Below are 12,435 nucleotides of genomic sequence, written 5' to 3'. Positions count from 1 at the left end.
ATGATGAATATAGAATCACTCGTAAGTAAAGCAAAACAAGTTTGTGACAACCGTGGTGCGCGTTTTACGCCAATCCGCGAAAAAGTATTTCGCCTATTAGCCAGCGCTCAAGGCGGCGTGGGCGCTTACGATTTACTTGAGCAATTAAAAGTGACAGAAACAGGCGCAAAACCAGCGACTATTTACCGTGCGTTAGACTTTTTATCTGAGTTAGGCTTTATTCATAAAATAGAGAGCACCAATGCATTTATGCTATGTCATCACTTTGATCATATCCACCCTGTGCAATTGCTCATTTGTGACACTTGCGGGTTTGTAAAAGAGCTACACTCTACTGTTATTTCTCACGAGCTAAATAACTTAGCAGCAGAGAGCGGTTTTGTTGTATCAGCACAAACCGTAGAAGCACATGGTAAGTGCGAGTCTTGTAGAGGCTAAGCCCAAAACTTTTTTTAAAGCTATACTCATACTTTAAATAGCCATTTTTAGCACCAATTTAAGAGTACCTAATATGAATGTTGAGTTCATCAATCCGTTTTTATCATCATTAATCAATGTTTTATCTACTATGGCGCAAACTGAGTTAAAGCCAGGTAAGCCGCGCATTAAAACTGATGAAATTGCCTGTGGCGATGTATCAGGTTTGATTGGTATGGTGGGCGCACAAACCCGTGGTTCCTTTTCAATTACCTTCGATGAAGGCTTAGCGCTAACCATTATGGAGCGCATGTTAGGCGAGCGTCCAGATAACATAGACGACGAAGTTACCGATATGGTTGGCGAAATAACGAATATGGTAACTGGTGGCGCAAAAAATTTACTAGGCGAAAAAGGCTATGACTTTGATATGGCCACACCTATTGTTGTATCTGGTAAGGGTCATACGATCACCCACAAAAGTAAAGGCAAAAAAATTATTATGCCGTTTAGCTGCGATGCCGGTGATGCAAATATTGAAGTTAGCTTCGACAAACTATGAGCTGGCAGCAAAAACAGATTACACTAAAGCCTCGTCCCCGAGGCTTTCATTTAATTGACGATGAAATACTCGCTCAATTAAATGAGCTTACTAATTATAAAGTGGGCTTACTGCATTTATTTATCCAACACACCTCAGCAAGTTTAACCATAAACGAAAATGCCGACCCAACTGTACGCATGGATATGGAAAGTCACTTTAATAAGTTTGTCCCAGAGCGACAGCCTTACTATCGCCACGATTATGAGGGCGATGACGACATGCCTGCACACATAAAAACCAGCACGCTTGGCTGTGAGTTAAGTATTCCTATTTCAAATGGACACTTAGCTTTAGGAACTTGGCAAGGTATTTACTTAGGTGAACACCGCGATGCAGGCGGCGCAAGGCGTATTGTAGCCACTATTCAGGGTGAGCTGTTTTAGCAAACGCTTTAACGTTTAAAAGCATTAATCCTATTTTACTCCACCTATACAACCTCAAAGTTAATCCCCTTTTTTGTAGGCGCAGCGCTTGCCCGCGCGAGAAGTAGTAGCTTCTAAGCACCAAAACTTCAATACCGAATTACATTTAGAATTAGTTGATAAGAGAGATTTTAATTTATTTTTTATTTATGATTTTTAATACAGGAAAGTTTGAAAGGATATAAAAATATTGGAGCGGCACACGAGGCTCGAACTCGTGACCTCGACCTTGGCAAGGTCGCGCTCTACCAACTGAGCTAGTGCCGCTTTATAAACTATATTTTCTACAATTTCTTTTGATAAAAAAATTGGAGCGGCACACGAGGCTCGAACTCGTGACCTCGACCTTGGCAAGGTCGCGCTCTACCAACTGAGCTAGTGCCGCTTTATAGTTAGTCAGTAATTTTTCCGTTGGTTCGCGACGTGTCGCGTTCAACATTCCGGCAACTGAGCTAGTGCCACTTTACTTTTTTACTATCGCTGCAATTTCTTTGGTGAGAAATTGGAGCGGCACACGAGGCTCGAACTCGTGACCTCGACCTTGGCAAGGTCGCGCTCTACCAACTGAGCTAGTGCCGCATCATCGCTTGCTCAAACACACTTACCCCGCAGGGGTTATCGTCTTGAGCGGGGCAGGATTCTACAATAATCCGATGTGTTTGCAAGTGTTTTTTACAAATTAAAGAACTTTTCTCTGTACACCTTTAATTCCATAATAGAATCTTTAATGTCATCAAGTGCTAAGTGCGAGCCTTTTTTATTTACTTGTGCAAGTACCTCAGGCTTCCATCGACGGGCTAATTCTTTAATCGTACTTACATCTAAATTGCGGTAATGAAAAAAGTCCTCAAGCTCGCGCATGTATTTATTCATAAAGCGTCTGTCTTGGCCTATTGAGTTACCACACATTGGCGATTTACCTGCTGGCACCCACTGCTTTAAAAAATTAAGCGTTTGCTCTACAGCATAAGCTTCATCATAAGTACTTGCTTTACAGCGCGTCGTTAAACCCGATTTACCATGCTGTGTAGTACACCACTCGTCCATACCATCTAATAGCTCATCACATTGATGAATAGCAATGGTAGGGCCTTCAGCTAGTATATTTAAATCGGCATCGGTTACTACCGTGGCAATTTCGAGTATTTTATCTGTTGCTGGCTCAAGTCCGGTCATTTCCAGATCAAGCCAAATTAAATTTGATTCATTAATAGTCATAGTAACCTTAAACAGTGCTTTTCTTTAGATCCAACGCATTTCGATATATCATATTAGCATCAACCGTCGAGCTAAAGCTTTTTTATGCTCAAAGCCGACATTTAAACAAGGTTATAGGCCAAAAGTGGCAAAACAGAAAAAATTAAGTAAAGGCCAATCTCGCAGGATCAAGGCTAATCATCAAAAGCGCTTAAACAATGCCGATACAAAACCGGCAAAAGGTGGCGCACAAGAATGGCAAACAGATAATTTAGGCGCAACCGAAAGTGCGGTTGTAATTAGCCGGTTTGGCCAACACGCCGATGTAGAAACGCAAAATGGCGATGTACTACGCTGTAATATTCGCCGTACGGTATCTAACTTAGTGTGTGGCGATGAAGTGCTATTTCGCCGAGCTAAAGTAAGCGAAGGCGACCTAGCGGGCGTTATTGAAGCAACGCAAGAGCGCCGCTCGCAGCTTACTCGCCCCGACTTTTACGATGGCGTAAAAGTAATTGCCGCAAATATAGATCAAATTTTAATGGTGTCGGCCGTATTACCAGAGTTCACACCCAGTATTATTGACCGCTATTTAATAGCCTGTGAAGACATGGGCATTGAGCCAATTTTGGTGCTTAATAAAATCGATTTAATCGACGAAGCGGGCTTAAACGAAATACAAAAAATACTCGATATATACCGTGGCCTTGGCTATCAGGTTTTACTAGTAAGTAGCGTGACCGGCGAAGGCATTGATGATTTAAAAAACGTACTCGTTGATAAAAACAATATTTTTGTAGGTCAAAGTGGCGTAGGTAAATCGACCTTAGTTAACACCGTACTACCTGATGCCGAAATATTAACTAAAGAAGTATCTGAAAACAGCGGCTTAGGCCAACACACTACCACTGTTTCGCGTTTACACCACTTACCAAGCGGTGGTAACTTAATAGACTCACCGGGTATTCGTGAGTTTGGTTTATGGCATTTAGACGTTGAACGCGTAACCTGGTGCTTTAAAGAATTTAGAGAATTTATAGGTGGGTGCAGGTTTAGAGATTGTAAGCATTTAAACGATCCGGGCTGTATAATCCAACAAGCGGTAGCCGATGGCGACATTTCGCAATTACGCTTTGATAGCTACCACCGAATTTTAGAAACAATGGCCGACGGCCGTGCTGGTGCACGTGCACCTCGCGTTTAATTTAGGAAACAATCTGTGAGTTTAGACAAATTTAAAATTGCAATGCAGTACGCAATGCCAAAACACTTTATTTCACGCGTAGTAGGCAAATTAGCAGCGGCTAAAGCAGGCGCCCTCACCACCACGCTAATTAAATTGTTTATTAAGCAATATAAAATAGACATGAGTGAGGCTGAGTACTCAGACCCTGCCCATTACAAAACATTTAATGAGTTTTTTACTCGCCCATTAAAAGATGGCGTACGCCCAATGGCTGAGGGTGACAACATTATTACTCACCCTGTAGATGGTGCAATTAGCCAGCTAGGAGATATTGTTGACGGACAGCTAATACAAGCAAAAGGCCACGACTACAGCTTACAAGCACTATTAGGCGGCTCTGAAGACGACACAACACCATTTTTAGGCGGTAAGTTTGCAACTATTTATTTAGCGCCAAAAGACTACCACCGCATTCATATGCCAATTGATGGCATATTAAGCAAAATGATTTACGTACCTGGTGATTTATTTTCAGTAAATCCGCTTACTGCGCAAAACGTGCCTAATTTATTTGCGCGTAACGAACGGGTAGTCGCTATTTTTGAAACCGAAATTGGCCCGCTGGCTATGGTACTTGTAGGCGCAACGATTGTAGCCAGCATTGAAACTATTTGGGCTGGTACGGTAACACCACCAGCAGGTAGCGATGTATTTAGCTGGAACTACCCTACTAAAGGCGAAAACGCGATTACCCTTAAAAAAGGTGAAGAAATGGGCCGCTTTAAACTAGGCTCTACCGTAGTACTCGCTTGGGGCGCCGATAAAGCCGATATTTTAAAGGATCAGCTACCTGAAACAGTAACTCGCTTAAATACAGCATTTGCAACAATTAAAGGAAGTGAAGAGCTGTAAGCCACCCAAACAAATAAGCTGTACCACATTGTTCTGTTCTCAAAAGTTCAAAACCTTGAGTTCAGGGCAATGCTGGTCTAAAAGGCATAGTCAGATCTCGCCTTCTTGAAAATAGTTCGAAAATGTTTAAGTATAACACTTCTAAAAAACGCTCAAATAGATAGCAACTCCAACAATATAGTCAGTTTTTGATTATCAAGTTCCCCCATTTGCTCGCTATTGCTTAGTGCATAAATAACACCTTCATGCTCGGCGCAATTTATATCATCTCGCGATTCAATTACATTTGCCCACAGTTCCAAATCGTCAATATCAATTTCTTTATGTAAACAACGCGTAAGCACGTCAATTAATACAGGCTTTGTGAGTGTGTACAGGCAGGTTTGATTGTTTGCTGCGGTTGAAACAATCACACTAATGGCGCTATCTCTTTGCTCGCCAAAGGTAATAAATTCGGCCAATGCTTTTTGTATATTCATAATGTTTGTTATTCTTGCTGCTCTACTGTTAATAAGACCTAAAATGACCCAGATAAACTGCAGCCAATGTAATACAACGCTTAACTGTAATGTTAATGATATAACCGCATGTTGGTGTAATCAGTTACCCGCTATTTTACCGCTTGATAGCAGTGCAACAAGTTGTTTATGTAATAGCTGTACGCTTAGTAAAATTAATGTTTATTTGGAAAGTATTTATACTCTACCAATAAAAGCACAAATTGAATTTGCTAAAAAATTTAGCGCTAATGACAATTTAATAGAAGGGCTAGATTACACCATGCAAAATGGCTTTATGGTCTTTAGTAAGTGGTTTTTTTTAAAAAGGGGGACGTGCTGTAAAAATGGCTGTAAAAACTGCCCGTATCGTTAAAACGAGCGCTCATTCCTTGAGCTTTACCTAATTAAGCGTTTTGAGCTACTTGCTCATTAAGGTGATGTAAAGAGAATTTATCTGCGCCTTTAAAACGCAGTTCAATTGCCTTTATATGCTCTTCCTCTGCGTGCTTCCAAACTCCTGGCACACTATAAATATGCTTTAAATAGCAAAAAAACTTATCACGTAATAAAGGATTAAATTGCCAGCCCTTTACAACATCATCCACTTGCATAGCTAGCTCTTTACTCGTACTGGCATGTTTTACTAAGCCCTCTATATTATAACAGGCTTGCCCTACGGTAATTACACGCTTATTAAGCTGAAGCGCCTCAAGCCCTACGGTTGAGTTTATGGTTATTACAGCTTCTGCACGTTCAATAAGTTCGCACGTTTTATTACCGTTAGCGAATAGTGCAATAGGGTCTTTGTTGTATAAATCACGGTAGTGTTTATGCCACGAAGGGTGCTCTTTAAAAACGACTTTGAGCTCAGGGTCGTTTAAGGCTCTTACAGCTGTAACCACTTCATCATAAAGCATTTCCATAGAGTCAATCCATGGTGAAAAGCTCGCTATTTGAGTATCATGTGGCACTTGAAAAGGCACAAAAATATAACGTTTTGGGATATTTTCAGCTTCAAATTCACACCGCTTTTTGTGGTTTTCTCGAGGTATGAGATCAGGCGCATCAAAATTTAATGCGTTGTTGCGATTAAAATTTAAATAAAACTCAGGATCGCGGCTAAGTGACGCGTGATAATTAATCCCCTGAGGGTCTAAACTGGTCGTGCCTGGTAATAAGCCATTCTCATAATAAAACTGTTTTATCCCTAATGCTTTTGCAGCCATAGCAACGGTTGTATTAGGCAGTTTATTACCATTCCAAATCACCATAACCTCTGGCTTAATTTGTGTTAATAATGCTAAATACTTTGCGTAGCGTAAACGCTCAAAAAAGCCCAAGCCTAGTTTGTATACAGCAGATATAATCGCGTTATTCCAAAGAGAATTTCGCGCTCTTTTGCGTTTTAGTTGAGCATTTAATACATCTGTAAAATCAACTTTAAATGCAGTAGGTAAATAATTTACAGCAGAGAGCTTAGGCGCTCCCATTACATGTAGTTGGCAATCCATTGTCAGCTTTTTAATAATTTTTTTATAGTACTTTGCGTGTACATTTTTGCGGGATATAAATAGGTAAGACATACAAGCTGTGCGCGCCAATTGTTGTTTTTATGAAAATAATATTAAGTGGACACTATTACAAAAGCAAGGTTCCCTGCCACATGCAAAAAATTTACAGGTGTTACCTATATTTTGATTATTTCACTGCGCAGCGGTGCCATTCTAGAAAGTATCTCGTTTTGAATGCTTTGACTTATATTTTGCTCTTGCATTGCATTAACAAGTAAATCAACCACGCGGTTAAAGTCTTTTTCCGTTATATGCATGCCGGTGTGAATATCAACCATAGAGTCACCTTCGTATGTGCATGGCCCTTCTACAAGCATGCACATGTGAGTAATAAAGCCTTCTCTAAAGTGATTAATATCGCTGTGTTCAAAGTAATGAAGTACTTGCTCATCATTGCCTATTTGATAAATAAAGCTATCTACAATTCGAGTGAGCCCTGCTCGTCCATCTAGCTGCTGATATAACGACAACTGTGTTGAACTCGCGCAACCTGTTAACACGCCGATACATACACACAATACAACTACGAATTTCATTACCAATACCCTGTAACCGATAAGTACCAACCTGTTTGGTCATCCGCCCCTGCAATACTCCCTAAGTCTAAATAAGCGGCTGTTACGCTAACATGCTTATTAGGCATCCAGGCTACAAATAAATCTTTCCAGTCTTGCTCTCCTAAATTTAAGTTATTAGATTTTTGCCTATATTCAACACCCACAGCAACACTGCGACTTAAAAATAATGCGGTACTTCCTTCAAATAAAATTTCGGCATCGTTACCTGCGCCACCATAGCCAAGTAAACCAAGCTGGTTAGCTTCACTGTAACGAGTCGTCACATTCCAAAACCAGTTATAACCGCCTATTGCCCCTAAATGTAATTTACTCGCGGCAAGGTAGTAATCAGTGCCACTGGTATCTTCTGCTCCAACTAGTGTTGCTATAGCGCCATCATCAAGTGATTTATGCTGTATACCAAAGCTTACTTGTGGCCAAGTACTATAAACAATATCACCGTATATACGTATTTTAGCCCCCGTTATCGATTGCTCTATTTCAGTATCGAGCGCGGGTACATCAAAACGTTGCTGAGCATAACTAAGCTCTACTCTATTAAATAAGTTAACCTGTGCTCCACATACATCTAGCGTGTAGTCGCTTACATCTGCACGGCTACAAAAGCCATTAACCGAAAACTCATCTTCGCTGGCATACCCAGCTAATTGCGCCCATGGCACAATACCACCGCCGCCGCTTCCTTCTATTTGAGATACCCCAGGTGTAGCAAGTAGCTTGCCGTCACTGGCAAGTACCGGTGCACTTATTAATAATAAGCTTGCCAATAAACACTTAATTTTTTGCATAGTATTCCTCTAACCATTGCTCTAATAACTCTGCTTTTAAAGGTCTGCTAAGGTAATAGCCCTGTGCATGGTCACACTGCATCGCTTCAAGCAGATTTAATGAATCAAGGGTCTCTACGCCTTCGGCCACAACCGAAAACCCTAACTGGTGTCCTAAAGTAATAGATGACTGCACTATGTATTGATCTTTTTGTGATTCATCTAATTTTAAAATAAAACATTTATCGAGCTTTAACTCATCAATAGGAAGCATTTTCAGACGCCCTAACGACGTTTGTCCTACACCATAATCATCGAGTGATATTTTTACACCTATTGCTTTTAAGTTTTGGAGCGCTTTAATGCCTTTTTCTTCGTTTTCTATCATGTCGCGCTCGGTTAGCTCAATCGTTATAAGCGTTGGATCTACACTGTATTTTTTTAATGTACGTACTAACGCAGAGTGAAAACTCGGTGAAGCTATATCCTGTGCAGATACATTAATTGCGGCTTGCATTTGTATGCCTTTTGATTGCCAATCAGCAACTTGAGAAACCACCGTATTAACGACCCAAGCTGTTAGCTCAACAATAAGTCCCGACTGCTCGGCTAAATCAATAAAGAGCTCTGGATTTACCCAACTGCCATCTTTGCGTTGCCAACGAATTAACGATTCGACCTTATTAATTTTTTTTGTTTGCATGTGCAATTTAGGTTGATAAGTCATAAACAACTGACCATCGTCATCGCTTATTGCTTGTTTAAGTTCATCAAGCATTTTAAGACGATCTAAATGCGCTTCATCTTCACCATTTTGATAATAATGAATACTATCTTGGTTATCTGCTGCGTTATCGACTGCAATAAGCACCCGGCGCATTAAATCATCGCTGGCAACTCCTTGGGTTGGATACTGCACAATGCCGGCGCTAAAACGTAAGTTAATTTTTAACGTTTTTACGGTATAGCACGCTTGTAGCTGCGCCATTAAACCGACTATGCCACTTTTTTTATCTCTGGCAGCAGCCGTAGGAAATACCGTTAAAAACTCATCTCCACCAATGCGAGCATGAAACCCACCTAACTCATCTGAAAAACCACTAATTCTATTGGCCACCGCTTTTAAGCACTCATCGCCAACGCGTGGCCCTAGCTTGTCGTTTATGTGGCGTAAGCCTTTTATATCAATAGCAACTAAAGTGTATTCTGTTGCACAATCAAGCTCATCATCAAGTACTTCAAGCATTGCCGAGCGGTTATAAAAGCCTGTTAACGAATCATGGCGTGCCTGAAAACTAATTTTTTTCTCACGCTCGTTAATATCGTTACCCATGTTATCAAACGCGTTTGCGAGCGTGGCAATTTCACTACTTTGCTTATTAGCGTTAAACTCAAATGTGTAATTACCTTGTGCAAACTGCCTTGCAATAACAGCTAACTGCGATAACGGTGTAGTTAAATTATTAGCTAATAAACTACTGGTTATCCCCCCCACTAACATCGTTAAAATGGCTAAAATTATTAGTGTAAATAATAGGTTTTCAAAGTCGCTATAGCTTTGCGTTAAATCGGCGCTTAGTAAAATAGTAACTACGTTGCCCTGCAGTGAAGGTAAAGTAATATCGCGGTTTTTATATACAGGGTAATCGGAAAATAAACGCGAGGTAGTTGCACTACTAAAGTACGCATTAGGTGAAAAATCTTCAGGGCGTTTTAACAATGAGCTTTTTACTAAGTTGTTTTGCTCTGCAATAAAGCTAACATCCATTCCGGTTAAGTTTTTAAGCTCAAGCGCTACCTCATCATCAATTTTAAACCCTACCAAGCTATAAGCTACTGTTCTGGGCGCTCGCACTGGCAGCAAAATAACTTGGTATAACTGCTTATTAAGTACAACAAAACTTGATTGCTCGGGTGAATTTAATAACTCTTGCAATAAAAGCTGTAAATTATGAGGGTATAAATCTTCACTTGTATTTGCCGATATTAACTTGCCCGATAAATCAATAAGCAGCATAAGCTCTGCATCTATGCGCTGGCTATGGTTAAACAACACGCTGCTAATGGTGCCGGCATCTCGTGTGGCAACCGCTTGCTTAAAACCAAAATCGGCAGTAAGTACTTTTGCAGCGGTAAGTAGTAGGCTTTCTTTTGCGCTTAGGTATTGCTTATAAACATTTTGCGCAACGCTAATATCTTGATTTACTTTTTCTTCTTGAAATTTACTGGTAGACCACCAAAAACTAAAAATACTCACCATAGTGGTTAAAAGCACTAAGCCAACACATAAAATAATAATGCGGTTTTTTAAACTGTTAGTCATTACCGCCCTTAAATTTACTACCAAAGGTATTACGCGGGGCTGGCGTTGATGTATTTATAGTAATTTTTAACTCGCTTTTATTGTTAATTGTTATCATTTTTTTATTCTCTAGCGGCGCTGTTTGCAATGCATGCCATACGCTCAAGGTAGCCGGAAAAGTCGCTATATCTATACTTAGCTTACCGGTTTTACTTGTTTTATAAACATGTGAACTATTGGCTACATAAATATAGCCCACCATAGAGTCGTGTATATTACAGCCTAGTACAACCAAGCCTGATTGATCAAAAGTAATTGGCTCTTTGGGCTGGCCTGAATAAAGCTTAAGCTGAAATGGTTTTGCTGGTGAAAAAGAATAAACATGATGACGAATATTATCGCTATTAGGAAAATTTACCTGCTGGCCTTTTTGCACCACAAGTAGCTCAGGTAAAAATTGTTTATGTACTTGGTCCATTACCGCGATGGGTAATGCGCTTTCGTTTGGATGTGAGTCAATGTAAAGCTCAACCACTGCGTTATTTAGTTGTTGGCCATGCTGATCGTGAATAACTAAGTCAATACTTTCGCCAAATGCTACTTGGCTAAAAAATAAAGTAGTTGCTAATAAATAACGACTTTTAGTAAGTACTTGCCGCATATGCCTAAACATAAACACACCTAAAAATTAATCTTAGGTTAAGTTAATTAGAGACCAGCACTAATTGCAAGGATTATAGCCCAGTAACTAAAAATAAAGACTGGGCTCATATTTTATTACATACTTTAGTTGTATTATTTTACAATAAGTCCGTAATCGGCATCTAAAATATTGATCACTTCTTGGCGAGGATCTTCAGGAATTACAATCTCTTTTCCTACAATTTTGCTCGCTATACCCACATAAGTGTTAGACACTTCAAGCATAACTGACTCTGGTAAAATATAGTCTTTAGCTAATTGCTCACGCTCATCCATGCGGTCTTTATTTAATAACACGTCACTTTCTGGCACATTAGAAATTAACAACTGACGAAACCCTTCTTTAGAGTTTTCAACTATTTTACCAGCGCGGTAAGCTGCTTTATCCCATATGCGCGAAGAATCCGGTGTACCTACTTCGTCAATATAAATAAGCTGCTGTACGCCGTTTAAGTCTTCTACGTAGCCAAATTCAAACTTTGTATCTACAAAAATTTGATCTAGCTTTGCCAACTCATCGCTAATTAACTTAAAGCCCTCTACCAATAATTTTTCGTATTTAGTAACATCATCGGCCGATTTGAAATTAAACACATCTAAATTATTAGTAATGTTAGCACGGGTAATATTCACATCATCAACAGGTGGAATATCAGCAACACCTTCAATAATACCTTTAGTTGAAGGTGTAATAAGTACGTTTTCGAGCTTTTGGTTAGCTTGTAAACCTTCAGGTAAATCTATACCACAAAAATTACGCGTGCCCTTTGCGTAGTCGCGCCACATGCTGCCGGTAATATATTGGCGTGCAATGGCTTCTACTTTAACAGTACTTGCTTTGCGTACAATCCATACATACGGATGCGGAATATCAACAATGTGATTACCCGCCAGACCCGCTTTATCGAATAGCTTAAACCAATGAGATGCAACAGAGTTAAGCGCTATACCTTTACCCGGTACGCCGTTTAAACCGTTTTCGCCTTGCCAAATACAATCAAAAGCAGAAATACGGTCTGAAATAACCATAATAGCCAGTTCAGTACCTTCAGGCACTTTATAGCCTTTATCTTTAATGAGTCGTGCGCTGTCTTCGTCTGTTAGCCAATAAACCGAACGAACTTTACCGCTGTGTACTTCACCTTTAGTGCGAATGGGTAAATCATCGTTTACGTCTAAAACTTTATAGCTAGTCATGCTATCTCCGGGGTTAGGGATGCTCAAAGAGCAAAGTATGGTATGGGGTTATAAGCGCTATATAATAAATCAGCCTACCC

At 40.0% G+C, this 12,435-nt stretch carries 14 protein-coding genes and 3 tRNA genes; 6 read left to right on the top strand and 11 right to left on the bottom strand.

What is annotated here, in order from left to right:
- Window positions 1–3 precede the first annotated feature (3 nt).
- From PESP_RS02530 to PESP_RS02520, 3 genes are all read left to right on the top strand, one after another.
- The gene (locus PESP_RS02530) at window positions 4–438 is read left to right on the top strand and encodes a transcriptional repressor (protein ID WP_089349085.1); all 435 of its coding nucleotides are present in this window, start codon (window positions 4–6) and stop codon (window positions 436–438) included.
- Window positions 439–511: 73 nt separating this feature from the next.
- Window positions 512–979: a chemotaxis protein CheX gene (locus PESP_RS02525; RefSeq protein ID WP_089346627.1), complete on the top strand. Its 468-nt coding sequence runs from the start codon at window positions 512–514 to the stop codon at window positions 977–979.
- Window positions 976–1,404 (top strand): secondary thiamine-phosphate synthase enzyme YjbQ, encoded by a 429-nt coding sequence (locus PESP_RS02520; protein WP_089346626.1) that lies wholly within the window; start codon window positions 976–978, stop codon window positions 1,402–1,404. The genes PESP_RS02525 and PESP_RS02520 overlap by 4 nt, the downstream gene beginning before the upstream one ends.
- A gap of 230 nt (window positions 1,405–1,634) precedes the next feature.
- Here the strand turns inward: PESP_RS02520 and PESP_RS02515 are convergent.
- The 4 genes from PESP_RS02515 to orn form a co-directional block, all read right to left on the bottom strand.
- Window positions 1,635–1,710 (bottom strand) — tRNA-Gly (locus PESP_RS02515).
- Window positions 1,711–1,752: 42 nt separating this feature from the next.
- Window positions 1,753–1,828, bottom strand: a tRNA-Gly gene (locus tag PESP_RS02510).
- 118 nt (window positions 1,829–1,946) lie between these two features.
- A tRNA-Gly gene (locus tag PESP_RS02505) sits at window positions 1,947–2,022 on the bottom strand.
- A 93-nt stretch (window positions 2,023–2,115) separates the two neighbouring features.
- Window positions 2,116–2,661, bottom strand: coding sequence for an oligoribonuclease (gene orn, locus PESP_RS02500; RefSeq protein ID WP_089346625.1), 546 nt, complete (start codon window positions 2,659–2,661; stop codon window positions 2,116–2,118).
- Window positions 2,662–2,785: 124 nt separating this feature from the next.
- Here orn and rsgA point away from each other — a divergent pair, with 124 nt between their 5' ends.
- On the top strand, window positions 2,786–3,844 hold the full coding sequence (gene rsgA / locus PESP_RS02495; protein ID WP_089346624.1) for a small ribosomal subunit biogenesis GTPase RsgA: 1,059 nt from the start codon (window positions 2,786–2,788) through the stop codon (window positions 3,842–3,844).
- A 15-nt stretch (window positions 3,845–3,859) separates the two neighbouring features.
- Window positions 3,860–4,738 carry an archaetidylserine decarboxylase gene (gene asd / locus PESP_RS02490; RefSeq protein ID WP_174694370.1) on the top strand — a complete coding sequence of 293 codons (879 nt, stop codon included), beginning with the start codon at window positions 3,860–3,862 and terminating at the stop codon, window positions 4,736–4,738.
- A 152-nt stretch (window positions 4,739–4,890) separates the two neighbouring features.
- On the opposite strand, the gene PESP_RS02485 is transcribed toward asd, so the two are convergent.
- Window positions 4,891–5,217 (bottom strand): hypothetical protein, encoded by a 327-nt coding sequence (locus tag PESP_RS02485; protein ID WP_089346623.1) that lies wholly within the window; start codon window positions 5,215–5,217, stop codon window positions 4,891–4,893.
- 43 nt (window positions 5,218–5,260) lie between these two features.
- Between PESP_RS02485 and PESP_RS02480 the strand changes: the two genes are divergently transcribed.
- The gene (locus PESP_RS02480) at window positions 5,261–5,611 is read left to right on the top strand and encodes a DUF5522 domain-containing protein (RefSeq protein ID WP_089349083.1); all 351 of its coding nucleotides are present in this window, start codon (window positions 5,261–5,263) and stop codon (window positions 5,609–5,611) included.
- Window positions 5,612–5,642: 31 nt separating this feature from the next.
- Here PESP_RS02480 and PESP_RS02475 read toward each other — a convergent pair whose 3' ends face one another.
- The 6 genes from PESP_RS02475 to PESP_RS02450 form a co-directional block, all read right to left on the bottom strand.
- A complete protein-coding gene (locus PESP_RS02475; RefSeq protein WP_245852127.1) occupies window positions 5,643–6,749 on the bottom strand; it encodes a capsular polysaccharide export protein, LipB/KpsS family in 1,107 nt (368 codons plus the stop codon).
- A gap of 176 nt (window positions 6,750–6,925) precedes the next feature.
- Complete coding sequence (locus tag PESP_RS02470; protein ID WP_089346621.1) at window positions 6,926–7,345, bottom strand: group I truncated hemoglobin; 420 nt, start codon at window positions 7,343–7,345, stop codon at window positions 6,926–6,928.
- Window positions 7,345–8,175: a DUF3034 family protein gene (locus tag PESP_RS02465; protein ID WP_089346620.1), complete on the bottom strand. Its 831-nt coding sequence runs from the start codon at window positions 8,173–8,175 to the stop codon at window positions 7,345–7,347. The genes PESP_RS02470 and PESP_RS02465 overlap by 1 nt, the downstream gene beginning before the upstream one ends.
- The gene (locus PESP_RS02460) at window positions 8,162–10,477 is read right to left on the bottom strand and encodes a bifunctional diguanylate cyclase/phosphodiesterase (RefSeq protein ID WP_089346619.1); all 2,316 of its coding nucleotides are present in this window, start codon (window positions 10,475–10,477) and stop codon (window positions 8,162–8,164) included. Before PESP_RS02460 ends, PESP_RS02465 begins: the two co-directional genes overlap by 14 nt.
- A complete protein-coding gene (locus tag PESP_RS02455; protein WP_089346618.1) occupies window positions 10,470–11,129 on the bottom strand; it encodes a methylamine utilization protein in 660 nt (219 codons plus the stop codon). Before PESP_RS02455 ends, PESP_RS02460 begins: the two co-directional genes overlap by 8 nt.
- 122 nt (window positions 11,130–11,251) lie before the next feature.
- Window positions 11,252–12,355, bottom strand: a complete 1,104-nt coding sequence (locus PESP_RS02450) for a phosphoribosylaminoimidazolesuccinocarboxamide synthase (protein ID WP_089346617.1) — start codon at window positions 12,353–12,355, stop codon at window positions 11,252–11,254.
- Window positions 12,356–12,435 lie beyond the last annotated feature (80 nt).

It is taken from the genome of Pseudoalteromonas espejiana DSM 9414 (assembly GCF_002221525.1).
Classification (GTDB): domain Bacteria; phylum Pseudomonadota; class Gammaproteobacteria; order Enterobacterales; family Alteromonadaceae; genus Pseudoalteromonas; species Pseudoalteromonas espejiana.
Note: the sequence above shows the minus strand (reverse complement) of the source record. Positions and strands in the feature narration are given on the sequence as shown.

Bases quoted from the DNA above. Each gene is read 5' to 3' on its own strand.
- PESP_RS02530 (WP_089349085.1), top strand. From the start codon at position 4: ATGAATATAGAATCACTCGTAAGTAAAGCAAAACAAGTTTGTGACAAC.
- PESP_RS02525 (WP_089346627.1), top strand. From the start codon at position 512: ATGAATGTTGAGTTCATCAATCCGTTTTTATCATCATTAATCAATGTT.
- PESP_RS02520 (WP_089346626.1), top strand. From the start codon at position 976: ATGAGCTGGCAGCAAAAACAGATTACACTAAAGCCTCGTCCCCGAGGC.
- orn (WP_089346625.1), bottom strand. From the start codon at position 2,661: ATGACTATTAATGAATCAAATTTAATTTGGCTTGATCTGGAAATGACC.
- PESP_RS02485 (WP_089346623.1), bottom strand. From the start codon at position 5,217: ATGAATATACAAAAAGCATTGGCCGAATTTATTACCTTTGGCGAGCAA.
- PESP_RS02480 (WP_089349083.1), top strand. From the start codon at position 5,261: ATGACCCAGATAAACTGCAGCCAATGTAATACAACGCTTAACTGTAAT.
- PESP_RS02475 (WP_245852127.1), bottom strand. From the start codon at position 6,749: ATGGATTGCCAACTACATGTAATGGGAGCGCCTAAGCTCTCTGCTGTA.
- PESP_RS02470 (WP_089346621.1), bottom strand. From the start codon at position 7,345: ATGAAATTCGTAGTTGTATTGTGTGTATGTATCGGCGTGTTAACAGGT.
- PESP_RS02465 (WP_089346620.1), bottom strand. From the start codon at position 8,175: ATGCAAAAAATTAAGTGTTTATTGGCAAGCTTATTATTAATAAGTGCA.
- PESP_RS02460 (WP_089346619.1), bottom strand. From the start codon at position 10,477: ATGACTAACAGTTTAAAAAACCGCATTATTATTTTATGTGTTGGCTTA.
- PESP_RS02455 (WP_089346618.1), bottom strand. From the start codon at position 11,129: ATGTTTAGGCATATGCGGCAAGTACTTACTAAAAGTCGTTATTTATTA.
- PESP_RS02450 (WP_089346617.1), bottom strand. From the start codon at position 12,355: ATGACTAGCTATAAAGTTTTAGACGTAAACGATGATTTACCCATTCGC.